25 protein-coding genes are annotated in these 26,802 nt (G+C 67.0%); 8 read left to right on the top strand and 17 right to left on the bottom strand.

Translation table 11 applies throughout. From position 1 onward, the window contains the following. Window positions 1-178: 178 nt before the first annotated feature. Both AC07Q9_RS03470 and AC07Q9_RS03465 read left to right on the top strand, forming a co-directional pair. Window positions 179-853: a tRNA-uridine aminocarboxypropyltransferase gene (locus tag AC07Q9_RS03470; protein WP_495307391.1), complete on the top strand. Its 675-nt coding sequence runs from the start codon at window positions 179-181 to the stop codon at window positions 851-853. Window positions 854-885: 32 nt separating this feature from the next. Then, the gene (locus AC07Q9_RS03465) at window positions 886-1,158 is read left to right on the top strand and encodes an ATP-binding protein (RefSeq protein WP_495307389.1); all 273 of its coding nucleotides are present in this window, start codon (window positions 886-888) and stop codon (window positions 1,156-1,158) included. Between the two features lie 129 nt (window positions 1,159-1,287). On the opposite strand, the gene AC07Q9_RS03460 is transcribed toward AC07Q9_RS03465, so the two are convergent. From AC07Q9_RS03460 to AC07Q9_RS03445, 4 genes are all read right to left on the bottom strand, one after another. Then, on the bottom strand, window positions 1,288-1,668 hold the full coding sequence (locus tag AC07Q9_RS03460) for a cupin domain-containing protein (protein WP_495307387.1): 381 nt from the start codon (window positions 1,666-1,668) through the stop codon (window positions 1,288-1,290). Window positions 1,669-2,197: 529 nt separating this feature from the next. Beyond that, a complete protein-coding gene (locus AC07Q9_RS03455; RefSeq protein WP_495307385.1) occupies window positions 2,198-4,327 on the bottom strand; it encodes a tripartite tricarboxylate transporter substrate-binding protein in 2,130 nt (709 codons plus the stop codon). A gap of 144 nt (window positions 4,328-4,471) precedes the next feature. Next, the gene (locus AC07Q9_RS03450) at window positions 4,472-4,885 is read right to left on the bottom strand and encodes a hypothetical protein (protein ID WP_495307383.1); all 414 of its coding nucleotides are present in this window, start codon (window positions 4,883-4,885) and stop codon (window positions 4,472-4,474) included. 199 nt (window positions 4,886-5,084) lie between these two features. After that, the gene (locus tag AC07Q9_RS03445; RefSeq protein WP_489061975.1) at window positions 5,085-5,408 is read right to left on the bottom strand and encodes a winged helix-turn-helix transcriptional regulator; all 324 of its coding nucleotides are present in this window, start codon (window positions 5,406-5,408) and stop codon (window positions 5,085-5,087) included. Window positions 5,409-5,466: 58 nt separating this feature from the next. Here AC07Q9_RS03445 and AC07Q9_RS03440 point away from each other — a divergent pair, with 58 nt between their 5' ends. The 4 genes from AC07Q9_RS03440 (at window position 5,467) to AC07Q9_RS03425 (ending at window position 8,076) form a co-directional block, all read left to right on the top strand. Next, entirely contained in the window at window positions 5,467-6,009 is a 543-nt protein-coding gene (locus AC07Q9_RS03440) for a carboxymuconolactone decarboxylase family protein (protein WP_495307382.1), read from the top strand. A 64-nt stretch (window positions 6,010-6,073) separates the two neighbouring features. After that, on the top strand, window positions 6,074-6,400 hold the full coding sequence (locus tag AC07Q9_RS03435; RefSeq protein WP_495307380.1) for an EthD family reductase: 327 nt from the start codon (window positions 6,074-6,076) through the stop codon (window positions 6,398-6,400). Between the two features lie 41 nt (window positions 6,401-6,441). Further along, window positions 6,442-7,152 carry an orotidine-5'-phosphate decarboxylase gene (pyrF, locus tag AC07Q9_RS03430; protein ID WP_495307378.1) on the top strand — a complete coding sequence of 237 codons (711 nt, stop codon included), beginning with the start codon at window positions 6,442-6,444 and terminating at the stop codon, window positions 7,150-7,152. Window positions 7,153-7,680: 528 nt separating this feature from the next. Beyond that, a complete protein-coding gene (locus AC07Q9_RS03425; RefSeq protein ID WP_495307376.1) occupies window positions 7,681-8,076 on the top strand; it encodes a hypothetical protein in 396 nt (131 codons plus the stop codon). A gap of 53 nt (window positions 8,077-8,129) precedes the next feature. On the opposite strand, the gene AC07Q9_RS03420 is transcribed toward AC07Q9_RS03425, so the two are convergent. The 9 genes from AC07Q9_RS03420 to AC07Q9_RS03380 form a co-directional block, all read right to left on the bottom strand. Next, complete coding sequence (locus AC07Q9_RS03420) at window positions 8,130-9,020, bottom strand: NAD(P)-dependent oxidoreductase (RefSeq protein WP_495307374.1); 891 nt, start codon at window positions 9,018-9,020, stop codon at window positions 8,130-8,132. A 9-nt stretch (window positions 9,021-9,029) separates the two neighbouring features. After that, the gene (locus AC07Q9_RS03415; RefSeq protein WP_495307372.1) at window positions 9,030-10,478 is read right to left on the bottom strand and encodes an aldehyde dehydrogenase family protein; all 1,449 of its coding nucleotides are present in this window, start codon (window positions 10,476-10,478) and stop codon (window positions 9,030-9,032) included. Between the two features lie 35 nt (window positions 10,479-10,513). Then, the gene (locus AC07Q9_RS03410; RefSeq protein WP_495307370.1) at window positions 10,514-11,914 is read right to left on the bottom strand and encodes an amidase; all 1,401 of its coding nucleotides are present in this window, start codon (window positions 11,912-11,914) and stop codon (window positions 10,514-10,516) included. Window positions 11,915-11,921: 7 nt separating this feature from the next. After that, window positions 11,922-13,415 (bottom strand): ABC transporter substrate-binding protein, encoded by a 1,494-nt coding sequence (locus AC07Q9_RS03405; protein ID WP_062479362.1) that lies wholly within the window; start codon window positions 13,413-13,415, stop codon window positions 11,922-11,924. 52 nt (window positions 13,416-13,467) lie between these two features. Continuing rightward, entirely contained in the window at window positions 13,468-14,283 is an 816-nt protein-coding gene (locus AC07Q9_RS03400; protein WP_095946733.1) for an ATP-binding cassette domain-containing protein, read from the bottom strand. Window positions 14,284-14,291: 8 nt separating this feature from the next. Then, window positions 14,292-15,284, bottom strand: coding sequence for an ABC transporter ATP-binding protein (locus AC07Q9_RS03395; protein WP_095744173.1), 993 nt, complete (start codon window positions 15,282-15,284; stop codon window positions 14,292-14,294). Window positions 15,285-15,290: 6 nt separating this feature from the next. Continuing rightward, window positions 15,291-16,175 (bottom strand): ABC transporter permease, encoded by an 885-nt coding sequence (locus tag AC07Q9_RS03390; protein WP_495307368.1) that lies wholly within the window; start codon window positions 16,173-16,175, stop codon window positions 15,291-15,293. Next, window positions 16,172-17,122: an ABC transporter permease gene (locus AC07Q9_RS03385; protein WP_070061679.1), complete on the bottom strand. Its 951-nt coding sequence runs from the start codon at window positions 17,120-17,122 to the stop codon at window positions 16,172-16,174. The genes AC07Q9_RS03390 and AC07Q9_RS03385 overlap by 4 nt, the downstream gene beginning before the upstream one ends. Before the next feature lie 197 nt (window positions 17,123-17,319). Beyond that, entirely contained in the window at window positions 17,320-18,411 is a 1,092-nt protein-coding gene (locus tag AC07Q9_RS03380; protein WP_070061680.1) for a tartrate dehydrogenase, read from the bottom strand. Between the two features lie 273 nt (window positions 18,412-18,684). Here AC07Q9_RS03380 and AC07Q9_RS03375 point away from each other — a divergent pair, with 273 nt between their 5' ends. Then, entirely contained in the window at window positions 18,685-19,542 is an 858-nt protein-coding gene (locus AC07Q9_RS03375; RefSeq protein ID WP_495307367.1) for an aldo/keto reductase, read from the top strand. A gap of 4 nt (window positions 19,543-19,546) precedes the next feature. On the opposite strand, the gene AC07Q9_RS03370 is transcribed toward AC07Q9_RS03375, so the two are convergent. From AC07Q9_RS03370 to AC07Q9_RS03355, 4 genes are all read right to left on the bottom strand, one after another. Then, window positions 19,547-21,037, bottom strand: a complete 1,491-nt coding sequence (locus tag AC07Q9_RS03370) for a nucleobase:cation symporter-2 family protein (RefSeq protein ID WP_495271009.1) — start codon at window positions 21,035-21,037, stop codon at window positions 19,547-19,549. A 223-nt stretch (window positions 21,038-21,260) separates the two neighbouring features. After that, window positions 21,261-22,019, bottom strand: coding sequence for a GntR family transcriptional regulator (locus tag AC07Q9_RS03365; protein WP_495307365.1), 759 nt, complete (start codon window positions 22,017-22,019; stop codon window positions 21,261-21,263). A 14-nt stretch (window positions 22,020-22,033) separates the two neighbouring features. Continuing rightward, window positions 22,034-22,771: an aspartate/glutamate racemase family protein gene (locus AC07Q9_RS03360; RefSeq protein WP_101492710.1), complete on the bottom strand. Its 738-nt coding sequence runs from the start codon at window positions 22,769-22,771 to the stop codon at window positions 22,034-22,036. Window positions 22,772-22,801: 30 nt separating this feature from the next. Then, the gene (locus tag AC07Q9_RS03355) at window positions 22,802-24,295 is read right to left on the bottom strand and encodes an NCS1 family nucleobase:cation symporter-1 (protein WP_495307363.1); all 1,494 of its coding nucleotides are present in this window, start codon (window positions 24,293-24,295) and stop codon (window positions 22,802-22,804) included. 269 nt (window positions 24,296-24,564) lie between these two features. Here AC07Q9_RS03355 and AC07Q9_RS03350 point away from each other — a divergent pair, with 269 nt between their 5' ends. Next, on the top strand, window positions 24,565-26,622 hold the full coding sequence (locus tag AC07Q9_RS03350) for a gamma-glutamyltransferase family protein (RefSeq protein WP_495307362.1): 2,058 nt from the start codon (window positions 24,565-24,567) through the stop codon (window positions 26,620-26,622). Window positions 26,623-26,802 lie beyond the last annotated feature (180 nt).

Raw genomic sequence — 26,802 nt, 5'->3', positions numbered from 1 at the left:
AAGCTCATCGCGTAGCGTCGCGACGACCCCGAGCGACGGCTTTGAGGCACATCGAGTGTTAGCGTTGGGCCCACTGCGGTCTCCCGACATTGTCCAAAGCTGCCGGTCATCGCGCCAAGGCTAAGAGACATCTCCTTCCACGCAATGTCTAGCCAGGCACGCCGAACAAAATCCAGTCATGTCCGTCGCTTTAGTCCCACGCCCCCAGTGCACCGCTTGCCTGCGCCCACTCAGCGCCTGCATCTGCCGCTGGGTCGCGCCCACTGCCCACGCAGTGGAGGTACTAGTGCTGCAGCACCCGCTGGAGGTACACCAGGCCAAAGGCAGTGCCCGCCTGCTGCACCTCAGCTTGGCGCACTGCCGCTTGGTGGTGGGTGAGGCATTTGCCGTGCCCGTCTGGCCGGTGGACGGCAAGCACACGCTGCTGCTGTACCCGGACAGTCTGCAAGATAGCGCCCCGGACCTGCGGGTCCCACCCCCGCTACCGCCCGAGTGGCCGCAAGCCCCGTCGCGCCTGCGCCTGGTCGTGCTGGACGGCACCTGGCGCAAAAGCCGAAAGATGCTCTACCAAAGCCCGGCACTGCAACAGTTGCCCCGCTTGTCCCTGCACAACCTGCCGCCTTCGCACTACCGTATCCGCAAAGCCCATGGGCCCGACCAACTGTCCACGCTGGAGGCGACCTGCTACGCCTTGGGCCAACTGGAAGGCGGTGCGGCGCGGTTCCAGCCCTTGTTGAATGCCTTCGACGGGTTTGTAGAGTACTTGGAGCAGGCTGGTGGGCAGCGAAACGCGCAAACCGACAAGTCCTGCCCTCGACCAAGGGCTACGGGGTTCATTCAAGTGACCGGCTAAATGGCTGGTTCTGGCCGACTGGAGCCGCCGGCATGCTACCTTCCGGCCGATACGGCTCGTTGGAATCACAGATGGACGTACATCAGCCTCGCCGCCCGCACCGACCCGGTTGGCTGCCCGTTGTCGACGCCGCGCGTTGCACGGGTTGCGGCTGGTGCGTCGCCGCGTGCGACCTTCACCTTCTCAGTCTCGAAGTCGAGCAATGGAAGAAGTTGTCGACGCTTCAAGACGCGGATCGGTGCACGGGCTGCAGCGATTGCGCAGTGACTTGCCCTTTTCATGCGATCACCATGCGAAAGGGCTGAAACGCCCTGGGCGCCCGGCTCGCCGCCCAGGCAATCCGCAGACCCGGGCGCGTGAGCCGGACGGTCGCGAGTGTCACGCCCCGTTCGACCATCCCGAAGAAGTCCCTTCCCGAGGCCTCTCACCTCGGGTCAGCTTTTGGACTTTGCGTATTCCTCTGCGCTCATCATCTCCAGGCCGACGAACGGAGTGTTGCCTTCGACCCATGCGTCGTGACCCGGCGGAATGGTGTACGACATGCCTTCCTCGATGACGGTCTGCGAGCCGTCATTCATTTGCACGGTGATCCGGCCGGACACCGCATACCCGACGTGAGCCACCTGGCAACTGTCCGTGCCCACGACCGGCTTGATGCACTTCGACCAGCGCCACCCGGGCTCGAACTTGAAGCGTCCGAGCGTGTAGCCCTCGAGGCGGACCACTTCGACCCGGGTCTTTTCGGGCTGTCGAACCTCATCCGGTTCGTTATGGGATTTCGTCTGAAGCTTGTTGACGTTCATCGGACTTGCCATCGCGACTCTCCTTGCGGCACGAGTGAGCAAACAGTCCGCGGCAGTCTCGTGCCGAACCGCACGTGAACGATGAAATGGTAGTCCTGGGACACGCTTGCGGTGATCTGTTTCTTGCACGAAAGTGCCGCTCTTGCAGCGGGTTTCATGTGGCAGTTTGCGTAAGCCGGGTTACAGAAAATCTTCGTCCACCACCAGCGACAGCACGGACCAACGCAGTCGCTGGGCCCAGTTCGATTCGGGCTCCCGGCGCAACGCCTCGGGATGGACGACTGGAGTGGATACCCGGCCTCGCAACGCGCGCTGCTCGAACTGCTGCCGTTACTGGTTCAGGAACAAAAAGACGGTGCCATTGCGAATGCCAGGACCAGGGCGCTGAATGCGCCTACCGTGGCCGAGATACGGTTCGAGTGATGGTGCGAGATGGGGTGGTTCAACCTGCGATGGACGAAGTCCGGCAAACGCTTCGCGTGGCCCGCTCCGACATCGCCGGCGTGCGTGACGTTCTCGGCAAGGCAACGCAGCAGCGCCCTCAACGCACCGGTGATGAAAGCGCACGCATCCAGCGTTCGCGCTCTTCGTCTTCCAGCGCCAGCAGGCTCTCTGGCGAACCGCCTCCGCCGACGACGCGAAGGTCTTGCAAATGCTTCTGCACCTCGGGCTTGGCAAGCACCTGGCCCACGGCTTCCTGCACTATGCGATTGGACGCGGCCTCCGAATTCGCGGGCGCCCAGAGGCTGAAGTGGTCGTACGCTGTGTAGCCGGTCAAGGGCGCGCTCGACGCCAGCGTCGGCCACGGCACACCCTCGAAGCTTTGCGGGTGCGCCGGGTCGGCGGTGGTGCCCAGCACGCGCAACTGGCCGCGCCGCACGGCGACCGCCACGCCGTTCACGGGCGCGAACAGCAGGTCCACCGCATGGTCCTTGGTGATGACGTCCGAGTCGGGGTACATGCCCTTGAAGACCACGCGCTGCACATCGACGCCGCTGCGTGCGCGGAACTGGCCGAAGGCGAGGTGGCCCGTCCAGCCGTCGTCGCCCGTGCCGATGCGCAGGCTGCCAGGGTGGGCCCGTGCGTACGCCAGCAGGTCGTCCGTGTTGTGAATGCCCAGCGTGTCGGCCTTCGTGCTGTCGATGACCAACACCAGAGGCTCCGACGCCAGCAGCGTGACGGGGCGAAGGGAATGCATCAGCGCATCGATCGGCGCGGGCTGGTGCACGCCCTCGATGCCTCCGCGCGGCAGCCGCAACGCCGCGAGCAAGACCTTCTCGTTGCCGCCCTCCGTCATCAGCCGGCGATAGTCGGCCTCGGTGGCTTTCGGCACGTGATCGACCTGCACGCTGCGTCCCAGCAGGTGGGGCAAGTGGCTGGCCAGCATCTCGGCATAGTGGCCGCTGCGGCCGCCGGGCGGAACCAGCACGGTGACGTGCAGCGGCGGCTGCGGCACGGCGGCCAGCCATTGCCCCGCATCGTTCATCAGGCCATAGCGTATTTCCCATGCGCCGCCCGTGGACGTGTTGCGTACCAGGGCTTCGGCCACCCAATGGCGGCCCATGCGGTGGAACTGCCGGATGATCGGCCGCTCGTCCTGCCACCCGGGCGGCCGCCAGTCCTCTGGGAACGCGCCTGAGACGACGGCGTAGCCATGACGGAACCGGCGCGCCGATTCGAACTGCGGCGCGATCGCCCATTGGCCCCGCGCGTTCTGGTAGCCCCATCGGCCGGTGTCCGCGTCCTTGACCGGCCGCAGCGCGGCGCCGGCATCGCTGCTGCCGTGCAGTCGTTGCCAGCGGCACACCTGCGGCGTGCTGGCGTTGCGCTGGAGGTCCAGCCCGGCGGCGGTGCACAGCCGGATGCGCCGCTGGGCGGTTGCGTCGGGCCGCTCGCCGAAGATGAATGGAATCACCATGCGTCCTCGCGCGTCGATCAGGCCCGAGCCGGTGGAGCCAGGCGTCACCATCTGCCGCTTGTAGTCCATCCACTGCGCGGTGGTGATGTCCCGCGGCGGCGGCGGCGTGCGCCACTGTCCCCGTGCATCGCGCAAGCCGGGTTGTGCGAACACCGTGTCCACCTGCAGCTCGGAAGGTACTGGCCTGGATGCCTCGGGCATCAGGTAAGAGAGGGCGGCAGGGGAGTCGGCGGAGATCGTGTCCTGACCATCGCAACTCACGGGCGGAACGGCCCACTGGCCTTGCGCATCGATGCGCCCGTTGGCCGTGGTGGTGCGCAGCCCGCCGCCGGGCTTTCGCTCCACCAGCCACACCCGGTGCAGCGGCTGCAGTGCGGGATTGAGGGAGATGTATTCCTGGCGCACGACCTGCCAGCGGCCGTCGCAGAAGCTGCGCGCCGCCGGTGAAAGGAAAAGCACGCGCCCGTCGAGGCCGTCGAACAACGCGGGGGCGCGCTCGCTGTGCTTGCCCGGATTCAGGCTCAGCCAACGCGCCCGTTCGATCAGGTTGGGGGCGATGCCGATGGTGAACGTGAAGATGTCGTCCCACGGCGGGGCTTGAGCATCCACCGGCTGCAATTGCCAAGTCGGCTGCATCGGCAACGCGCGTCCCGGGTTGGCATACAGCGCCTGGTAGGTCGGCGGCGCTGCGTGGGCCGGACCCAGGGCGAGGCCGAGCCACAGCAGGGCGGCGAAGAGAGGCAGGCGCTTCATCGGGCGAGCAAGAAACAAGGGTTCAGCCTCGGGTCGTGGCCGTAGATGGATGCCATTGCATCGCAGGCATCGCTGTTCACCGAGGCGCTCGCGGTTGAACGCGCAGCGGCTATGTGTCTGGTTGAACGACGTGTTGGCCCTCGCTCAAACTTCGTATGCATAGATGCAGCTGAGCTCAGCCCCTTTCAGCGCGGACTGAAAGGGTTCAGGCGCACTCTTGAGGATGGCGACAAAGCTGGCGTTGAGTTTGCCGGCACCCATGCTGCCTTTGTATTTGATGCTCTTGGGCTTGGCTTGAAGCTGGAGCCTGTTCGAACCGGACAGCGCAGCCTCCAACCTGAAGATGCCACGACGAAAGTCGGTGGACTCGGAGGTTTCTGCCTGTGGTGAAACCAGGCGCATGGTTTGCCCGCGGTAGGAGAGTTTCAGATCGACCTCCACAATGGAGGCGGGCACATCACCCACCAAGGTGAGTGCCTGGCCCGCGTGCTTCCCCGTGCAGTTCAGTTGCGCCGTGTTTGCACCTGCAATGGCCTGACCCGAGAGGGCGAACAGCAACACGAGGGGGCAGAGAGGAAAAGTTTTTCTCATAGGTCTTCCATGGGACTGAAGCGATGTGTCCCGCACGACCTGCGAGACAAGCTGGGCAGCGCGAATATGCCGGTCACGGTCTCCTCCACAAAAACGTTTCTGATCATAGGCGGAGCCATTCGCCGCTGATGCTCAGCGGTGGTACGCCATGGCGCGAGTCACCTTCTCATCGCTTTCCATGCCCCCACTGGTCCGCCCAGGCTGACAACGGCTTCAGCGCCTTCGAAAGCCGCCGTCCTTCGTCCGTCAGTCGATAGCCACCCTCGGCATGTTCGACAAGGCCGACTTCCCTCAGTTCAGTCAGCCGCGTGTTGAGCAACCGGGTGTTCGTCTCGCAAGCGTCTTGCAAGGCTCTGAAGGTCAGCGAGCCCTCCCGAAGTTCCCAGAGCACGCGCAGCGCCGTGCGCCGGCCCAGCAGGTCCAGCGCGACCATGAGGGGGCGGCCGGTGGTGGAGCCGCGAACGGGTTGGCCGATGCGAGGTGTTGTCATGCTTTACTTTATACAGCAACGTGCCTACGATGGCGTGGCCATTGAATCAGGAGTCTGCATGCCCGCACGCATCGAACCCGCAACGCCACCATTTGGCGAAGACATTTCCAGGTCACTCGACAGGGTGATGAAGGGACAGCCTCCCTTGCGGCTGTTCACGACGTTGGCACGCGACGCGCGTCTGTTTCAGAAGTTCTTTGCGGGCGGGCTGCTGGACAAAGGCCACCTGAGCATCCGACAGCGCGAAATCGTGATTCATCGCACAACAGCATTGTGCAAATCCGAATATGAATGGGGCGTCCACGTCATGGCCTTCTCAAGGTTCGCCGGCCTGACGCCGGAGCAGGTTCAGGCGACCGTCACGGCTTCGGCGAACGACGCCTGCTGGTCGGCCGAGGACCAGGTGCTTCTGCGCCTGTGCGACGCCTTGCACGCGCACGCCGACATCGACGATGAACTGTGGGACGCGTTGCGAACGTACTTCAGCGAAGACGCCATCATCGAACTGCTGATGCTGGCTGGCTTCTACCGCACCGTCAGCTACCTCACGAACGGGCTGCGCCTGCCCTTGGAAGCGTCAGGCGCGCGATTCCCCGCTTGAGTCTGCTTCTGGCCGAGCGGTCGGCGTACCAACCAACCAGCGTGCAACCACAGGAGAAATCTCGATGATCAAGGTCAGTGTCATGTACCCCTACGCCGCAGGCGCGCGGTTCGATCACGCGTACTACCGCGAGCGGCACATGCCCATGATGAAACGACTGCTCGGCGCTGCGTGCCTGTACTACATGGTGGACAAGGGCATCTCGGGGCGCGGTGCGGGCACCGACCCTGCGTACATCGCCAAGTGCGACTTCGTCTGCACCTCTGTCGAAGCGTACCGGGCAGCCTCTGCCCCGCACCAGGAGGAGATCCGGGGCGACATTGCCAACTACACGGACATTCAACCCGTGGTGCAGATCAGTGAGGTGGTCGTGGAGCGTTCGGAAGCCTGAGTTTCTTCCGAGCGCGGGGCGTCGGCATGGAGGACAAGTCAATGGGTACAGACAGCCGCATCATCGTTTCGCTCGACTTCCCTGCCGCCGCATTGGCGGCGGACCTCGTGAAGCAGCTGGGCGCAGCGACCACGCACTACAAGGTCGGCCTGCAGCTGCTGACCGCGGCCGGGCCTTCGGTCGTCCGCGATCTCGTAGAAGCAGGGAAGCGCGTTTTCCTGGACCTCAAGCTGCTGGAAATTCCAAGCTCGGTGGCCGGTGCGGTCACCGCAGCCGGACACCTGGGGGCTTCGATGGTGACTGTGCACGCCTCGGGCGGTTCCGCCGTGCTTCGCTCGGCGGTCCAGGCCGCGAGCCCGTTCCCTCAACTGAAGGTTCTGGCGCTCACCGTCATCACCAGCATGAGTGACCAGGATCTGGAAGAGGTGGGCGTCGCCTCGACGGTTCCAGAGCAGGTCGCACGGCTGGGCCGCCTGGCCGCTGCGGCCGGTTGCCATGGCGTTGTGTCGTCGCCATTGGAGGTGGGGCTGCTTCGCGAGATCCTGCCGCCCGATGCCCTGATCGTGACGCCAGGCACGCAGCTCTCAGGCGATGAAAAGAATGACCACGCGCGGGCTGCGACGCCCTCGCAGGCCATCGGGGCGGGCGCGACGCACGTGGTCATCGGCCGGCCCATATCGCGTGCCCCCCATCCTGCTGCCGTGTTCGCGGCCGTGCGCGCTGAGCTGGCGACCGCCATCCGGCAACGCTGAAGCGGTCAGGCTGGCTTGGACTGGCGGTCGCGCAAAGCGATCGACGGTTGCCCAGCGCCGACCCTGCCGATGCGACCCTCGACGTGGGTCACGTCTGCGCGGAAATCAACAGGCCGTTCACAAGCGCGGTACCCACGACACAGCGCCATACAAGCAACTGCACAGTTGCCTTCACAGTGCTCTTTCGCCGTCGTCGGCGCCGTTGCCACGGAGTTGGCGCAGGCCACCCCACAACGCCCTCCGGCCACCTTGCCGAGGGGCCATCGGAGCACAAGCCGTGTCGTCGCAGAAAAAGAACGCCGCCTTCCTCGTCTCGATCTTGGGCCAACGCCTCCAGGCGTGGCTGTGGCGCGCAGGAAGAAGCAGGCCTCGTTCGCGTACGCCGGCCGGATCTGGCGCGCAGAAAAGTAGCGCTTTTTAGTTAATGCCATGTAACGCCATCGGGCGTTGCTGACAGGCCAACCAGGCGCTTGGACGCACGCGCACGGCTGAACGCATGCCGGCTGCGCGACGTCAGAGGGGCATGTCATGTTCACCCGCTACGCCATCCGCGCGCTGCTTTGCATCGCCGTCGTGCCCGCCATCTCCGAGGAGCCCCTGCCCATCCGGGGCCGCGTGTTCCTGAGCAAAGCCGAGGTCGAGAGCACCTTGATCGGCAAGCCCATCGTTTCAAGCAATCTCTCGACCGGCATGATCTCGCGCTGGCAGTTCCATGCGGATGGCCGCGTCGACTTCGTCAACCAGAGCGGGCCCGGCAAGGCGTCGGGCAAATGGGTGCTCAACGCCGACGGTTCGATGTGCGTGACGATGATTTCTCGAACCGGGTGCCGCTACTGGTTCAGGAACGAGAAAGATGGTGCCCTTGCGAATGCCACCACCAGGGAGCCGAATGCGCCGACCGTGGCCGAGATACGGTTCGAGTGATGGCGCGAGATGGGGCGGTTCAGCTCAGCGCTTCGCACGCGCCCCGAAGAATGTCAGCGCAGCGCTTCGACCAGGTCCAGCACCATGCGATCCGGCCCGAAGGTTTCGACACCGTGGGCCAGCAAGGCATCGACAGCCTGCGCAATGCCATGGCTCGAAGACGACTGCTCCGCCATGTCGTTGTAGTACCCCAGGTCCTTCTTCGCATTCGCCATCGAGAACTTCAGCGAATCGGTGCTGCCCGTCAGCAGCTTGGGCTTGAGGCGCTCCAGCGCCACGCCGTTGCCGCCACCCTTGGCGAGCACGTCCACGAACACCTCGGGCTTCACGCCGGCGCGTTGCGCGCAGGCCGCGGCCTCGCACAGCAGTGCCACGGTGCCCAGCGACACGAAGTTGTGCAGCAGCTTCATCGCATGGCCCGCGCCCACATCGCCGACGTGCGTGACGTTCTCGGCAAAGCAGCGCAGCAGCGGCAGGCACGAGGCCAGCACGTCGGCGTCGCCACCCACCAGCAGGTTCAGGCGGCCTTCGGCGGCCTCCTTGGCGGTGCGGGTCATCGGCGTGTCGAGGAAGCGGCCGCCCTTGGCGAGCACCGCCTGCGCCACCTTGGCGGTGGAGGCGGGCACGGCGGTGGAGCAGTCGATCACCACGGTGCCGGGGCGCAGCGTGCTCAGCGCGCCGTTGTCGCCCAGCATCACTGCCTCGACCTGCGGCGTGCCGGTGACGCACAGGATCAGCACATCGACCTGCGCGGCCAGCGTGGCCACGTCTTTGACCGACGTGGCGCCGGCCTTCAGCAGGTCGTCGATCGGCTGGTTGCCCGCATGCTCCAGCACGGTGAGCTGGTGGCCGTGCTTGACGATGTTGCTGGCGATGCCGTGGCCCATGAGGCCGACGCCGACGAGGCCGACTTTGCGCGGGGTTTGTTGTTCAGTGGTGGTCATGGGTTGTCTTCATCCGTGCTTGATGGCGATGGTCTTGAGGGTCGTGAAGCCGAGCAGGGCCTCGAAGCCCTTCTCGCGGCCGAAGCCACTCGATTTCACGCCGCCGAAAGGCAGTTCTACACCACCCGCCGCCCCGTAATTGTTCACGAACACCTGGCCGCAATGCAGCTTGTGCGCCATGCGCAGTTGGCGCCCGCCGTCGCGCGTCCACACGCCGGCCACCAGGCCGAAGTCCGTGCCGTTGGCCAGGCGCACCGCCTCGGCCTCGTCGGCGAAGGGCATCACGGCCAGCACCGGGCCGAAGACCTCGCGCTGGGCCAGGTCGCTGCCCGGCGGCACGTCGCGGAACAGCACGGCCTCCTGGTAGTAGCCGGTGGACGGCGCCTGCGGCGACACGGTGCCGCGCGCCGCCACCTTCATGCCGCTCGCCTCGGCGGTCGCGACCATGTCGCGAACCTGGCGGAACTGCTTCTCGTTGATGAGCGGGCCCATGTCCAGGTCTTCGGCGGGCGTGCCCGCGCGCACGGCCGTGAAGCGCTTGGCGAGGCGCTGCACGACTTCTTCATAGATCGACTGCTCGACCAGCACGCGGCTGCCCGCCGAGCAGGTCTGGCCGGCGTTCTGGATGATGGCGTTGAGCAGCACGGGCTCGGCCGCGTCGAGGTCGGCATCGGCGAACACGATCTGCGGCGACTTGCCGCCCAGCTCCAGCGTCACCGGGCAGTGGCGCTCGGCCGCGGCCAGGCCCACGCTGCGGCCGGTCATGGTCGAGCCGGTGAACGAGATGTGGTCGATGCCCGGGTGCGCGCACAGCGCGGCGCCGGCTTCCTTGCCGTAGCCCGTGACCACGTTGAGCGCGCCGGCCGGAAAGCCGACCTCGGTCGCGATCTCGGCCAGGCGCAGCAGCGACAGGCTCGCGTCTTCCGCCGGCTTCACCACGCAGGCGTTGCCCGCGGCGAGCGAGGCGCCCACGCTGCGGCCCGCGATCTGCATCGGGTAGTTCCAGGGAATGATGTGGCCCGTCACGCCGTGCGGGATGCGCACGGTCAGCACGGTGTAGCCGCGCTCGTAGGGCAGGGTGTCGCCGTGCAGCTTGTCGCAGGCACCGGCGTAGTACTCGAAGTAGCGCGCCAGCGCGGTCGCGTCGTTGCGCGCCACGCGCAGCGCCTTGCCGGTGTCGCGTGCCTCGAGCTGGGCGAGTTCTTCGTGGTGCTGCATGACAGCGGCGCCGAGCTTGGCGAGCAGCCGGCCGCGTTCGAGCGCGGTGGTGGCGCCCCAGGAGCCGTCGAAATGCTCGCCCATGGCCTGGCGCGCGGCGCGCACGGCGGCGTCGATGTCGGCAGCGGTGCCGCGTGCGATCTCGCCGAATTTCTGGCCGTCGCTCGGGTCGATCACGTCGATGGTGGCGTCGGCTTCGGACGCCACGCGGCGGCCGTCGATGTAGTGGGTGGCGTTCATGGAAGGTGTGTCTCCGTGTGGCGGATCAGGTCGGGTCAGATGGGTTCCGGCCAGGGTTTCTGGGCGTCGCGAATCTGTTCGAAGGCGCGGCTGAACTGCAGCACGCCCAGGTCGTCGAAGCGGCGGCCGGCCACCTGCAGGCCGATGGGCAGGCCCTCGGCCGAGTAGCCGCAGTTGACCGACGCCGCCGGCTGCTCCGACATGTTGTAGGGCACCGTGAAGCCGATGTGCTCCAGCGGCCGCATCGGGTCGTTGGTGGGCGAGGCATGGTCCGCGGGCGCAGGCATGTTCGGCGACACCGGCGAGATCACGAAGTCATAGGCCTTGGTGGCGGCGACCGTGGCCGCGCGCGTGGCGACGAACTGGCTGTAGCCGTCGAAGACGTGCGCGCCCGAGAAACCGGCCGCGCTCTCGGCCCATTCGCGGATGTACGGCAGGATCCTCGCGCGCTGCTCGGCGCTCATGGCCTGCATGTCCAGGCACGAGCGCATGCGCCAGAAGTGGTCCATGCCCTGCAGCATCTGCGGCGTCATGAAGGCGGGGATTTCCTCGACGTGCGCGCCGGCGGCCTCGATGCGTTTGGCGGCATCGCGGATGGCCTGTGCGATCTGCGGATCGAGCGGCAGGCCGCAGCCGGCGTCCATGTGCAGCGCCACGCGCTTGCCCTTGAGGAACGACGGATCGACCTCGAAGGCGTTCCAGTCGATCACGGGCGGCGGCAGCTCGGAATAGTCGCGGTCGTCGGGCTGCGCGACCGAGGCCATCATCAGCGCCGCATCGGCCACGGTGCGCGTCATCGGGCCGGCGCAGCGGCCCATGTAGGGCGAGCTCAGCGGAATGCGGCCGAAGCTGGGCTTGAGCGTGAAGATGCCGCACCAGCTGGCCGGCAGGCGCAGCGAGCCACCGATGTCGGTGCCCACGTGCAGCGGGCCGTAGCCTGCGGCGGCGGCCGCACCGGCGCCCGCGCTGGAACCGCCCGGCGTGCGCGAGGTGTCCCATGGGTTGCGCGAGAGGTCGTGAAAGCTCGACAGGCCCGACGACAGCATGCCCAGGTCGGGCATCGTGGTCTTGGCCACCATCACCGTGCCGTCGGCCTTCAGGCGCGCGGCGGGGGGCGAGTCGTACGTCACCGGCACGAGCTCGTAGGCGGCGGTGCCCAGCGGCATCGGGTCGCCCTCGGTCGCGAGGTTTTCCTTGATGGTCACGGGCACGCCGTCGAGCGCGCCGCGCGGCGTGCCGGCGAGCCAGCGTTGTTCGGAAGCGCGCGCCTGCTCGAGCGCGGCTTCGGGGCGGAACAGCCAGGTGGCGCGCAGCTGCGGCTCGCAGGCCGCGATGCGTTCGTTGACCGCGCGCGTCACCTCGACCGGCGAGAGTTCCTTGGTGGCGTAGGCGGCGTGCAGTTCCTGCACGCCCAGGGCATACAAAGGCTTCGTCATGGCCGCATCAACCCCACGAGATGGCAGCCAGGTCGTTCGCGACGATCGGCATGTTCGGCCACAGGCCCTTCACTTCCTTGCGCGCGACCGTGGGGAACACGGCCTGGAACAGGAAGCCGTTGACGGCATCGTTGGCGAGCATCTTCTGCGCTTCGCCGAGCAGTGCGTTGCGCTTCTTCTCGTCGGGCTCGCTCTGCACCGAGGCGTACAGGTCGCGGAACTTCTTCGAGTCGTAGCCCCAGTAGTAGTCGGGCTCGGTGTACTTCACGAGGTCGAAGGGCTCCACGTGCGCAACGATGCTCAGGTCGAAGTCGTGCCCGCCGCCGAAGGTGCCGCTGAGCCACTGGGCCCACTCGACGTTCTGGATCTTCACGTTGATGCCGATGGCCGCGAGCTGGGCCGCGATCACCTCGCCGCCCTGGCGCGCGTACGAAGGCGGTGGCAGCGTCATGCGCAGTTCGAGCGGCGTCTTCACGCCCGCGTCGGCCAGCAGCTTCTTCGCCTTGGCGATGTCGAAGGGGTTGATGCCGGTGGTGTCGACATAGCCCGGCGCGCCGATCGGGTAGTGGCTGCCGATGGCCTTGCCGAAGCCGTCGGCCGCGCCCTGGATCACCACGTTGCGGTCCACCGCAGCCAGGATGGCGCGGCGCACGCGCACGTCGTCCAGCGGCTTGCGCTTGTTGTTGATCGCCAGGATCACCTTGCTGCGCGTGCCCACTTCGAGCACGCGGAAGCGCGGGTTGGCGCGGAACTGGCCCACGCTGCGCGTGCCGGCGCGCGGGAAGATGTCGATGTCGCCGGCCATCAGCGCCGCGGTCTGCGCGGCCGAGTCGGACATGAACTTGAAGACGAACTTGTTGACCTTGGCCAGCGCCGGGTTGCGGTACGTCGGCGACTTCACCAGCGAACAGGCCGAGCCGCGCTGCCAGCTGTCGAGCTTGTAGGGGCCGGTGCCCACGGGCTTGGTGGCGTTGGTGTCGGCGCTCTTGGGCTCGACGATGCAGGCGGTGGCCTGGCCGAGCATGAAGAGCAGGTCGGGGTTGGGCTGCGCGGTGGTGATGACCACCGTGTCGGCGTCGGGCGTCTTCAGGCTGATCTCGCTGAAGAAGCGCTTGTCCTTGTTGGTGCTCTTCTCGCCGGCCGCGCGCTCGAAGCTGAACTTGACGGCGGCGGCGTCGAAGGCCTCGCCGTTCTCGAACTTCACGCCCTTGCGCAGCTTGAAGGTGTGGGTCTTCAGGTCGGGCGACACGGTCCAGCTCTCGGCCAGCAGCGGCGTCACGCTGCCGTCGGCGTTGATCTTGGTCAGCGTCTCGAAGATGTTGTAGTGCGCGATCTCGGCAATGGCCGAAGCGGCGGCGGTGGTCGGGTCCAGGCCCGGCGGTTCCAGCGGCATGCCGATGGTCAGCATGTTCTTGCCGGTCTGGGCCTGCGCGAACAGCGGGAAGGCGCCGGGGATCGCGGCGGCGATGGCGGTGCCCATGAGGGTGCGTCGCTTCAACATTCGGGGGTTCTCCTGGAAGAAAAAAGAGGCTGCCGGTTCGACCCGTTCGGGTCTACCGCGATGGCGTGTGCAGCACGGCCGACAGCAAGGTGCGTGTGTATGGGTGTTGCGCGTGGGCAAAAAGTTCGGCGGGCTGGCCGCGTTCCACGATCTGGCCCTTGAACACCACGCACACCTCGTCGCACAGGTGGTTGACCACCGCGAGGTCGTGGCTGATGAGCAGGTAGCTGATGCCGAACTGCTGCTGCAGGTCCTGCATGAGGTTGAGCACCTGGGCCTGCACCGAGACATCGAGCGCGCTCACGGGCTCGTCGGCCACGATGAGCTTGGGGCGCGTGATGAGTGCGCGCGCGATGGCAATGCGCTGGCGCTGGCCGCCGGAGAACTCGTGCGGGTACTTGTCGAGGTCGGTGGTGCGCAGGCCCACGGCGGCGAGCGCTTCGGCGGCGCGTTCGCGCTGCTCGGCGCGGCGCGTTTCGGCCAGCGCTTCGAGCGGCTCGGCGACGATGCGCGCGACGGTCTGGCGCGGGTCGAGCGAGCCGTACGGGTCCTGGAACACCATCTGGAAGTCGCGCCGCGCGGTGCGCAGCTCGGCCTTCGAGAGCGTGTGCAGGTTGCGGCCTTCGAGCGCGACGCTGCCCGAGGTCGGCGTGTCCAGTGCCATCACGAGGCGCGCGATGGTCGACTTGCCCGAGCCCGACTCGCCGACGATGCCCACGCTCTTGCCGGCTTGCACCTCGAAGCTCACGCCGTTGAGCGCCTTCACGGTGGGGGGCGGGCCGAAGAGCTTTTCGCGTGGCAGGGCGTAGTGCCGCACGAGGTCGGTCACCTGCAGCAGCGGGGTCGAAGAGGAAGACGTCGAAGTCATCGGGGTGCTCATGCGGCGGCCAGCGTGGCGTGCGCGGCGACGGCGTCGAGGTGCAGGCAGCTCACCGCATGGCCGTTGGGTTGGCGGGCCACCGGCGGTTTCGTGGTGTGGCAGGCGTCGGTCGTGAAGTCGCAGCGGCCCGCGAAGCCGCAGCCGCGCGGAATGTCGACCAGCTCGGGCACGCTGCCGCGGATGGTGGGCAGCCGGCCCGCGCGCACGGCGCCGAGCGCGGGGCGCGCGGCGAACAGGCCGCGTGTGTAGGGGTGGGCGCGGTCGGCAAAGACCGTCTCGGTCGGGCCGCTTTCCACCGCGCTGCCGCCGTACATCACGAGCATGCGCTGCACGCTGCTGGCGATCACGCCGAGGTCGTGCGAGATGAGGATCAGCGCCATGCCCATTTCGGCGACCAGGCCCTGGATCAGGTCGAGCACCTGCTTCTGGATCGTCACGTCGAGCGCGGTGGTGGGCTCGTCGGCGATCAGCAGGTCGGGGCCGCAGGCCAGTGCCATCGCGATGCCGATGCGCTGGCGTTGGCCGCCGGAGAACTGGTGCGGGTAGGCGTCGAGGCGAGAGGCAGCATCGGGAATGCCGACGCGGTCGAGCAGGTCGAGGGCCTCTTTGCGTGCCTGCGCCTTGGTGAGGCCGCGGTGCAGCATCAGCGGTTCGCCGACCTGGCGCGCGATGGTGTGCACCGGGTTCAGCGCCGTCATCGGCTCCTGGAAGATCATGCCGATGCGGTTGCCGCGCAGCTGGCACATCTGCTTTTCGGGCAGGCCGACGAGTTCCTGGCCGTCGAGCTTGATGCTGCCCGTGACCTTCGCGGTCGCGGGCAGCAGGCCCATGAGCGACATGACGGTGATCGACTTGCCACAGCCCGACTCGCCGACGATGCCCAGCGTTTCGCCGCGCTCCAGCGAGAAGGAAATGCCGCGCACGGCTTCAGCCGGCCCGCGTTGCGTCTGCAAGCCGATGTGGAGGTCGTTGACTTCGAGAAGGGGCATGGCGGTCTACCTTGCGCGGGCCAGGCGCGGATCGAGCAGGTCGCGCAGACCGTCGCCCAGCAGGTTCAGGCCGAGCACCGCGAAGGCGATGGCCATGCCGGGGAAGACGGCCAGCAGCGGCTGCTGGAACATGAGGGTCTGGGCTTCGCTGAGCATGCGGCCCCATGAAGGCTGGGGCGGCTGCGTGCCGAGGCCGAGGTACGACAGCGCAGCTTCGGCCAGGATCGCGATGGCGAAGCGGATCGTGATCTGCACGATCAGCACGGCGGAGATGTTGGGCAGCACGTGCTGCATCGTGATCGCGAAGCTTCCCTTGCCGCAGGCGCGTGCCGCGGCTACGTATTCGCGCGACCAGACGGCGTTGGCCGAGGCGCGCGTGATGCGTGCGAAGGTCGGGATGTTGTATATACCGATGGCGATGATCGCGTTGACGATGCCGGCGCCGAACACGGCCGTCATCATGATGGCCGAGAGGATGGCGGGGAAGGCGAGCGTGAAGTCCGACAGGCGCATCACGGCCTCCTCGACCCAGCCGCGCCTCGCAGCAGCGAGCAGTCCCAGCGCCGTGCCGACCACGAGGCCGATGCCCACGGCGATCACGCCCACGAGGATGGACGCGCGTGCGCCCACGAGCAGCAGCGAAGCCACGTCGCGCCCGAAGGCATCCGTGCCGAGCCAGTGCGTGGCCGAGGGCCCCTGCATCTTGTTCGCCATGTCCATCGCGTAGGGCGACCAGGGCGTCCAGACGAAGGAGAGCAAGGCAGCCAGCAACAGCAGCAGCGCGAACACGCCGCCGATGACGAAGCTGCGGTGCTTGACCGCGCGGCGCCAGAAGCCGGGCGCGAGGGGCGCGGCGGAAGCGGGCACGGAAGGGGAGAGGATGGCGCTCATATGTCGCTCGCCTTGATGCGCGGGTCGATGACGGCGTAGAGCACGTCGACCACGAAGTTCACGATGACGACCATGGCCGCGAGCAGCATCACGCAGTTGCGCACCACGATCAGGTCGCGGTTGCTGATGGCCTGGAAGATCAGGCGGCCGAGGCCGGGCAGGTAGAACACGTTCTCCACCACGATGGTGCCGGCCAGCAGCTCGGAGAACTGCATGCCCATGACGGTGATGACCGGAATCATCGCGTTGCGCAGCACGTGGGTCCACAGCACCATGCGCTGCGACACGCCCTTGGCGCGCGCCGTGCGCACGAAGTCTTCACGCATCACCTCGAGCACGGCCGAGCGTGTGATGCGCGCGAGGATGGCTGCCTGCACCACGGCCAGCGAGAGCGCCGGCAGCAGCAGCGATTTCAATCCCGCGAAGATGCCTTCGCCCCAGCCCTCGAAGCCGCCGGCGGAGAACCACTGCAGCTGCACCGAGAACACGAGGATCAGCAGGATCGCGAACCAGAAGTTGGGAATGGCGATGCCGACCTGGGCCATGCCCATGAGGCCGACGTCGCCGAGCTTGTTGTGGCGCGCCGCGGCGGTCACGCCCACGAGCAATGCGATGACGACGGTCAGGGCCATCGCCATCACGGCCAGTGGCACGGTGAGGGCCAAACGTTCCAGGATCAGGTCGATCACGGGCGAGCTGTAGGCGTAGCTGTCACCGAGGTTGCCGGTGAGCAGACCACCGATCCAGTGCCAGTAGCGGGTCCACGCGGGCTGGTCGAGGCCGAGCTTGGTGGCCAGGGCCGCGACGGCGTCGGGCGAGGCGTCGGGGCCCATGAGCATCTGCGCGGCATTGCCGGGGAGAATTTCGAGCACCAGGAACACGATGACGGACGCGCCGATCAGCGTGCCGATGAGCGTCAAGGTGCGCTTGAGCAGGAACAGGCCCATGGTTCAGTGGCTCCGTTGTTTGTCGCTGTTCAGGGCGCGTGCACAGGACACCGGGTACTTCCCTCCGCGAATGTCCCCCGGCCTGCGGCCTCCTCCTTGATTTCGCTGCGGGAAGCACCCAGTGCCCTGAGCACGGGGGCACGCTGCGGGTGTGCGCCGCGCGTTTCGCTTCCTGCGAAAAAGAGGGTCGGGAGGCGTCATGCCGAAGCGATGCACTCGGCAATCGCGCGGCCCACGTCCACCGTGTTGGCGGTGCCGCCCATGTCGCGTGTGCGCGGGCCTTCGCTGAGCACGGTCTCGATCGCCGAGAGCACGGCCGCCGAGGCCTGTGCGTACACGGGGTCGTTGTCGCCCAGGTGGTCGAGCATGAGCGCGGCCGACCAGATCTGGCCGATGGGGTTGGCGATGCCCTTGCCCGCGATGTCGGGTGCCGAGCCGTGCACGGGCTCGAACAGCGAGGGGAACTTGCGCTCCGGGTTCAGGTTGGCGCTGGGCGCGATGCCGATGGTGCCGGTGCAGGCCGGGCCCAGGTCGGAGAGGATGTCGCCGAACAGGTTGGAGGCCACGACCACGTCGAACCAGTCGGGGTGCTGCACGAAGTGCGCGCACAGGATGTCGATGTGGTACTTGCTCGTGGCCACGTCGGGGTAGCGCGTGGCGATCTCGGCCAGGCGCTCGTCCCAGTAGGGCATGGTGATCGAGATGCCGTTCGACTTGGTGGCGGCCACCAGGTTCTTGCGCTTGCGGCGGTTGGCGAGCTGGAACGCGTAGTCGATGATGCGGTCGACACCCACGCGGGTGAACACGGCTTCCTGGATCGCCATCTCGCGCGGCGTGCCTTCGAACAGGCGTCCGCCCACCGAGGTGTATTCGCCTTCGGTGTTCTCGCGCACGACGAGGAAGTCGATGTCGCCGGGCTTGCGGTGCGCCAGCGGGCCGGGCACGCCGGGCATCAGGCGCACGGGACGCAGGTTGACGTACTGGTCGAAGTCGCGGCGGATCTTGATGAGCAGGCCCCACACGGCGATGTGGTCGGGCACCTTGGCCGGGTCGCCCACGGCACCGAAGTAGATCGCGTCGTGGCCCTGGATCTTGTCGGCCCAGTCGGCCGGCATCATCAGGCCGGTGCGCACGTAGTGGTCGGAGCCCCAGTCGAAATGGTCGTACGCGAAATCGATGCCGAAGCGCCGACTGACCGCGTCGAGCACGCGAAGGCCCTCGGGCATGACTTCGACGCCGATGCCGTCTCCGGGAATGACGGCAATCCTGTGCTTTTGCTTCTGCTGCATTGACTCAACCTGTTCCTGAACCGTTTCGATAAGAGCGCCGACGCTTGTGACATCAGGCCGTCAAAAAATTCTAGGAGCGGGTGGGGCGCGCGCGATGGGGGTTGGCACCCACCAGGCATTGACAAAAAGAGAAGGCCAAAACGCCAGAACACGGCGGAAGATAAGAAATTGATGGTCATCGAACTGACTTGCGCTTCGAAAAATTAGAAGGCGCCGGGGGCGGAAAACCCGCACCCGGGCACCCGCCCAAAGGGCCTGCGTACCATCGTGCCCATGCGAACACTTCCACTCCCCACCGGCGGCGAGATGCCGGTTCTTGGTCTCGGTACCTGGCGCATGGGCGAGGACGCCACCCGCCACGCGGCCGAGGTGGCCGCGGTGCGCGAGGCCATCGGGCTGGGCTACCGCCTGATCGACACGGCCGAGATGTACGGCGAGGGCGGCGCCGAGACCGTGGTCGGCCAGGCCGTGGCGGAGGCGCTGCGCGCGGGCGACGTGCAGCGCGAAGACCTCTTCATCGTCAGCAAGGTCTACCCGCACAACGCCAGCCGCCGTGGCACGGGCCAGGCCTGCGAACGCAGCCTGGCGCGGCTGGGGCTGGAGCACATCGACCTGTACCTGCTGCACTGGCGCGGCAACCACCCGCTGGCGCACACGGTCGAGGCGATGCACGAACTGGTCGCGGTCGGCCGTATCGCCCACTGGGGCGTGAGCAACTTCGACACCGACGACATGCAGGAGCTGGCGGAGCTCATCGGCCAAGGCCCGGCCTGCGCGGCCAACCAGGTGTACCTGTCGCTCGGCGAGCGCGGCCCCGAGTTCGACCTGCTGCCCTGGCAGCGCGAACGCGGCATGCCGCTGATGGCCTACAGCCCGATCGACCAGGGCGCGCTGGCGGGCGACGAGGCGTTGGGCCGGCTGGCGGCGGACCTCGGCGTGAGCGCCGCGCAACTGGCGCTGGCCGCGGTCATCGCGCGCCCGGGCGTGGCGGCGATCCCGAAGGCGGTGCGCAGCGCGCACCTGAAAGAAAACAGGGCCGCCGCCGAGCTGCAGCTCGATGCGACGACCCTGGCGGCGCTGGACCGGATCTATCCGGTGCCCAAGCGCAAGACGCCGTTGGCGATGATCTAGTTCATCAGTGCGCGTCGGCGTGCTTGGCCGCCGCGATCACCGCTTCTTCGTCGTGCTTCGCACCGTTCAGGAACAGGTTCAGCAGCACCGCCGTGATCGACGCCAGCAAAATGCCCGACTCGATCAGCGAGTGGATCGAGTGCGGCATCCACTGCTTGAAGTTGGGGGCGATGAGCGGAATCATGCCGACGCCGATGGCCACGGCGACGATCATCGCGTTGTGGCGGTTGGTCTTGAAGTCCACGCCCGACAGGATGCGGATGCCGGTGGCGGCCACCATGCCGAACATCACGAGGCCCGCGCCGCCGAGCACCACGGTGGGCAGCGACTCGACCAGCGCGGCCATCTTCGGCAGCAGGCCCAGCACGATCAGGATCACGCCGCCGGCCACGCAGACATAGCGGCTCTTGATGCCGGTAACGGCCACCAAGCCCACGTTCTGCGAGAAGCTGGTGTACGGGAAGGTGTTGAAGATGCCGCCGATGAGCGTGCCCAGGCCGTCGGTGCGCAGGCCCTTGGCCAGGTCTTGCTGGCTGATCTTGCGGTCGGTCATTTCGCCCAGCGCGAGGAACATGCCGGTCGATTCGATCATCACGACGATCATGATGAGCGTCATCGTGAGGATCAGGATGGGGTCGAACAGCGGCATGCCGAAGTGGAAGGGCAGCACGATGTCGACCCAGGCGGCCTTGCCGACTTTCTCGTAGGTCATGAGGCCGGTGAGCGAGGCCACCACCGCGCCGATCACGATGCCCAGCAGCACCGAGATGTTGGCGATGAAGCCCTTGGCGTACTTCACGATCAGGAGGATCGACACCAGCACCAGCGCGGCCACGCCGAAGCCCGACAGATCGGCGTACTTGGGGTTGGGCACGGTGGGCATGATCGCGAAGCCCTTGGGCACCGCGGGGATCGAGCTGCCCGGCGAGGTGACCTCGGCCAGCCACTTGGCGTACACCGGGTCGACCAGCGCGGGCGCCGTCGGGCCCACGGGGTTGCCGAAGATCCAGTTGATGCCCACGCGCATCAGGCTGATGCCGATGACCGCGATGATCGTGCCCGTCACCACCGGCGGAAAGAACCGCAGCATGCGGCTCACCAGCGGCGCGATCAGTATCGATATCACCCCCGCGCCGATGATGGCGCCGAACAGCAGCTGCGCCCCGTTCTGCCCGGGGTTGGCGTTGGCGATGGCGACCATGGGCGCCACCGAGGCGAAGGTCACGCCCATCATCACGGGCAGCTTGATGCCGAACCACTGCGTGGCGCCCAGCGCCTGGATCAGTGTGGCGATGCCGCAGCAGAACAGGTCGGCCGAGATCAGCAGCGCGACCTCGTCGGGCGAGAGCTTGAGCGCGCGGCCCACGATGAGCGGCACCGCGACGGCGCCTGCGTACATCACGAGCACGTGCTGCAGGCCGAGGGCCGCGAGCTTGCCCGAAGGCAGGCGCTGGTCCACGGGATGGACATTGCTGGAAAGGGAATCTGCCGTCATCGTTGTCTCCTGGCGCGGCGAGGGGAACGGGAGCAGTGATGCGCGTCGGAGGGCCGTCGCGCACACCAGTTGTGTACGCGAAACTGTATACAATTTATGCGGCAATCCAGATTCAGGTAAACCCGAACCCGGCGAAGAAGCGCTGTGGGAGGCGCGCGCCGAGGCATCCGGCGTTTCGGCCGGCGCTCAGGTGTTGGGAGTGGGGTGCGTCAGCGACGCAGGTTCAGGCCAGCAGCGCCTTCACCAGATCGAGCTGGCGGTCGGGCTTCTCGGTGCCCAGTTCGAGACTGGCCTCGATGCGTTCGAGGTGCTCGATCATGCAGGTCACGGCCGCTTCCACGTCGCCCTTGCGGCACAGGCGCAGGAAGTCGGAATGCTCGTCGGACGAGCAGTGCGGGTCGTTCGACGAGTGATAAAGCATCGCGATCAGCGAGCTGCGCGCCACGAGTTCGCGCACCATCTCGGCCAGCGTGTGGTTGCCGGTGGCCTCGGCCAGCGCCACATGGAAGTCGCCCAGCAGTTTCTCGCGCACCGTGCCCATGGTGCTCTGGCGCAGCGCGGTGCGTTCGAACTTGATGTGCTGCTCGAGCGTCTGGTAGTCGCGCGGCCGGGCGTTGGCGATGAACAGGCGCACCACCTCGCGCTCCAGGATGCGGCGCACCGCGAACACCTCGCGTGCCTCGTCCACCGTGGGTTGGCAGACGAAGGCGCCCTTGTCGGGAATCATCTCGATGAGCTTGTCCTTCGACAGCATCAGCAGCGCCGCGCGCACCTTGGTGCGGCTCACCGAGTAGACGCGGCCCAGCGCCTCTTCGCGCAGCCAGGTGCCGGGCGGCAGGCGCTTCTCGACGATCGCGGTGGCGATGTCGTTGGCGATGCTCTCGATGGAACTGCTCTTGTCGGCCGGCGCCGTGCCGTTCTCGGCCGTTTCGGCAACGGGGGCGGCGGAAGGGACGGAGGTTTTGGAACTGGCGCGGGGCATCCGTCGATTGTGGCTCAGCGCGTGAGGGTGAAGCCTTCGAGCGCGCCAATGATGGGCTTGGGCAAAGGCTTTGCGAGTTCGCCGCGCTTGCTGGTGCGCAGCTTCAGCGCCACCAGCGATTCGATGAGCTTGGTGCCGGCGGCCACGCCGTCGATCACCGGCACGCCGAGCACCTGCTCGATGTGCGCGCACAGGTCGGTCATGCCGGCGCAGCCGAGCACGATGCAGTCGGCGCCGTCTTCTTCGAGCGCGCGCCGGCATTCGTCGACGATGCGCTCGCGGGCGTTGGAGCCCGGTTCTTCCAGTTCCAGCACCGGCAGCTCGCAGGCGCGCACGTTGGCGCAAAAGCGCTCCATGCCGTAGATCTCGGCCAGGTGCCAGGCCTGGCCCATGGTGCGGCCCAGTGTGGTCACCACGCTGAAGCGGCTGCCGATCATGCTGGCCAGGTGCATCGCCGCCTCGGCGATGCCGACCACCGGGCCGCGCGCCAGCTCGCGTGCGGCCTTCAGGCCCGGGTCGCCGAAGCAGGCGATCACGTAGCCGTCGATGCCGTCGCGCTCGCCCGCGGCGATCTCCTGCAGCAACCCCGGCACGGCCAGCGCCTCGTCGTAGTGGCTCTCGATGGAGACCGGCCCCATGGCCGGGCTCACAGCCACGATCTCGGTGCCGGCGTGCGCCACCGCGCGGGCGCAGGCACCGATCTTCTCGGTCATGCTCCAGGTGGTGTTGGGGTTGATGATCTTGATGCGCACGGCGCGGTCCCTTTCTTACTCTCTACAGTTTCAGGTCTTGTTGTTGCGGTTCAGCAGCACGTACAGGATGAAGCCCAGGCCCATGCCGATGAACCACGCATAGTTGGCGGCACCGCGCAGCGTCGGCACCATCACGCACAGGATGGGCACGAGGGCCGAGGGCACCAGCGCCTGGATCGCCTTCGGGTTGTAGCCGCCGCTGTACCAGTACTGGCCCTTGGGGCTCATCGTGTAGAGCGCGTCGACGTCGATGCGCTGCTTGCGCACGATGTAGTAGTCGGCAATCAGGATGCCGAACAGCGGCCCGATGAACGAGCCCAGCACGTCCAGCGTGTAGTGGATGACCTCGGGGCTGTTGTAAAGGTTCCAGGGCGTGAGAAACACCGAGCCCACCGCGGCGATCATGCCGCCCGTGCGCCAGCTGATGTGCTGCGGCGCCACGTTCGAGAAGTCGAAGGCCGGCGACACGAAGTTGGCCACGATGTTGATGCCGATGGTGGCGATCATGAAGGTCAGCGCGCCCAGCACGACGGCCGTGGTGCTGTCGATCTTGCCCACGGTGTGCACCGGGTCGGTGATCAGTTCACCAAAAACGGGCAGCGTGGCGGCTGTGGTGATCACCGTGAGCAGCGAGAAGAACACGAAGTTGATCGGCAGGCCCCAGAAGTTGCCCTTCTTCACCGCGTCGAAGCTCTTGCCGTAGCGCGAGAAGTCGCCGAAGTTGAGCATCGGGCCGCTGAAGTAGCTCACCACCAGCGCGATGGCCGAGAGCATCACCGGCAGCGCGTCCCAGCCCTGGAACTTGATGCCGCCCAGGTTCAGGTCGATGTTGCTCCAGCCGGCCTTCCACACCAACCAGCCGCACAGCACCGCCATCACCACGTACACCGCCGGGCCGGCCCAGTCGATGAACTTGCGGATGGCTTCCATGCCGTGCCAGAACACGAAGGCCTGCAGCACCCACATGACCATGAACGCCACCCAGCCCAGGGCCGAGAGGCCGACGAAGCCGTACTGCGCCACGTCGGCATACGGCGCCAGGCCGGGGGCCATGTGCAGCGCCAGCACCATGAAGGCCGCCGACGCGAGGTAGGTCTGCACGCCGTACCAGGCCACCGCGATCAGCCCGCGGATGATGGCCGGAATGTTGGCGCCCAGCACCCCGAACGAGGCGCGGCACACCACGGGGTAGGGCACGCCGGTCACCTGGCTGGGCTTGGCCACCAGGTTGCAGAAGACCTGCACGATCACGATGCCCACCAGCAGCGCCACCAGCACCTGCCAGCTCGACAGGCCCAGCGCGAACAGGCTGCCGGCCGTGATGTAGCCGCCCACGCTGTGCACGTCGGACATCCAGAACGCAAAGATGTTGTATTGCCCCCAGGTCTGCTTCTTCAGCGGGGCGAGGTCCTCGTTGGTCAGGCGCGGGTCGTAGCCCGGCTTGATGAGGGCGTTCGATTCCGCGTGCGGCGCGATGCCGGCTTCGCTGGCCCCCGCGGGGGCATGGCTGGCGACTGTGCTCATGGTCTTTCCTCGTACTTGGTTGGGATGAGGGACTTTTTGACGCAAATTTCGCGCCGTCTTTATGGGTGCGTTATTTGTATACAAAAATTGAACCCAATCAAGAACGAAATAAGGAGTTGCGCTACGGGTTTTCCCGGGCGGACCATGTCGCGAAGTCATCGCGGCGTGCGCGATTACGATGCCGCAGCCGACGCTGGGCCACTAGACTCGGCGCGGGCGGGCACGTAAACCGGCCCTTGCATTGCCACCAACAGCAGTCAGGAGACCTCATGAATCGACGACATGCGTGCTGGGTGCTCGCACCCATCGCTCTCTCGCTCAGCCTGTGGAGCTGCGGCGGCGGCTCCGGCAACAGCGCGCAGGACAGTGCCGCGCTGATGGCCGCCGTGGCGGCCATCAACAATGCGAACCGGCCGCCCGCGCCGCCCACACCCGACAACGGCTGCCTGATCGAAGCCGGCGGCGCGCCGGTGGTGGTCGGTTCCAGTGAGCCCGGCGACCCGGCCGCGCCCGAGCCCTCGTCCGGCTATGTGCTGGGCCACAAGCTGGTCTATGCGAAGCAGTACATGGTGGTGGCCAACCACCCGCTGGCCACGCGCGCCGGCTGCGACGTGCTCAAGGCTGGCGGCAGCGCGGTCGATGCCGCGGTGGCGGTGCAGGCGGTGCTGGGCCTTGTGGAGCCGCAGTCCAGCGGCCTGGGTGGCGGCGCCTTCATGCTGCACTACGACGCGGCGACGAGGAGGGTGCAGGCCTACGACGGGCGCGAGACCGCGCCGGCCGCGGCGACCCAGAACTACCTGCGCTGGATCGACGACGCGAGCGACCAGACCGCGCCCAAGCCGACCGACGTGCTGCGCGCCAGTGGCCGGTCGATCGGCACGCCCGGCGTGATGCGCATGCTGGAGCTGGCCTACCAGGACCAAGGCAAGCTGCCATGGAAGGGCTTGTTCGACTACGGCATCCAGCTCGCCAGCGACGGCTTCCCCATCGGCGGGCGCATGGCCCAGGCGATTGTCGACAACACCAAGAACCTGCAGCGCGATGCCGAGGCCACGGCCTATTTCTTCAACGCGGACGGAACGCCCAAGGCCCTCGGCACCCGGTTGAAAAACCCGGCGTACGCCAAGACCCTGCAGGCGCTGGCGGCCGGCGGTGCGGATGCGCTCTACACCGGTGAAATCGGCCAGGCGATCGTCGCCAAGATTGCCGTTGCCGCGGCCGTCGACGGCTCAGCCATCACCCCCGGCAAGACCACCGTGGCCGACCTGGCCGGCTACCAGGCCAAGCGGCGTGATCCGATGTGTGCGAGCTACCGCGCCTACTGGATCTGCGGCATGCCGCCGCCATCGTCGGGCGGCATCACGGTGCTGTCGGCGCTGGGCGTCCTGGAGAACTTCGACCTCGCACCCTACAAGCCCACGGCGATCGACTTGGAGGGAGGCAAGCCGACGGTGATGGGCGTGCACCTGGTGAGCGAGGCCGAGCGCCTGGCCTATGCCGATCGCGACAAGTACATCGCCGACACCGACTTCGTGCCGCTGCCGGGCCCCAATTACTTGCCGCGGCCCGGCAGTCCGATCGCGCTGCTGGACAAGGCCTACCTGCGGAACCGCGCCGGCCTGATCAGCCTGAGCAAAAGCATGGGCACCGCGCAGGCGGGCAACTTCGGGCCTGTACCACAGGGCATCGACAAGACCGAGGAGCACGGCACTACCCACTTTACCGTGGTCGACAAGCAGGGCAACGTGGTGACGATGACCACCACGATCGAAAGCTCGATGGGCTCTTTCCACATGACCAAGGGCTTCCTGCTGAACAACCAACTGACCGACTTCTCGGCCCAGCCGGTTGACAGCAATAACCTCCAGATCGCCAACCGCGTCGCGCCCGGCAAGCGCCCGCGCAGCTCGATGGCGCCCACGCTGGTGTTCCACAATCACCCCGATGGTGGCATCGGCGAGTTCATGATGGGCACCGGCTCGCCGGGCGGCGGCGCGATCATCCAGTACGTCACCAAGACGTTGGTGGGCGTGCTCGACTGGGGACTGGATGCGCAGCAGGCCACCTCGCTGGTGGACTTCGGTGCATCGAACAGCAAGACCACCAGTGTCGGTGGTGAACATCCGGCGATCAATGCGGCGAACGACGGCGCCAACGATCCGCTGGTGCAGGGGCTGAAGGCGCTGGGCCACACGGTGTCCGTCACGCCGCAGTCCAGCGGCATCAGCACCATCATCCGCACGCGGGCCGGCGGCCAGCCCTGGCTCACCGGCGGCGTGGATCCGCGGCGCGAGGGCATCGTGCTGGGCGACGGCCTGAAGCCCTGAAGCCTGCGCGTGCCACGTCCTGGGGGCATGGCACGTGGCGCAATTGCTGTGGCCGCGGGCGCGGAAACGTGCACGCTGGCGCGACCGTTCGCAACAACCAGGGCCTGCAGCTTTGGCCGGGCGGCGGTGAAATGGGGGCTTTCTTCACCGGCGCCCATGCCCAACTGTCTGCGGCGTGCG

It is taken from the genome of Variovorax sp. GW821-FHT09A10, from assembly GCF_059418385.1.
The sequence above is the reverse complement of the archived record's forward strand: the minus strand, read 5'-3'. Positions and strand labels throughout refer to the sequence as shown.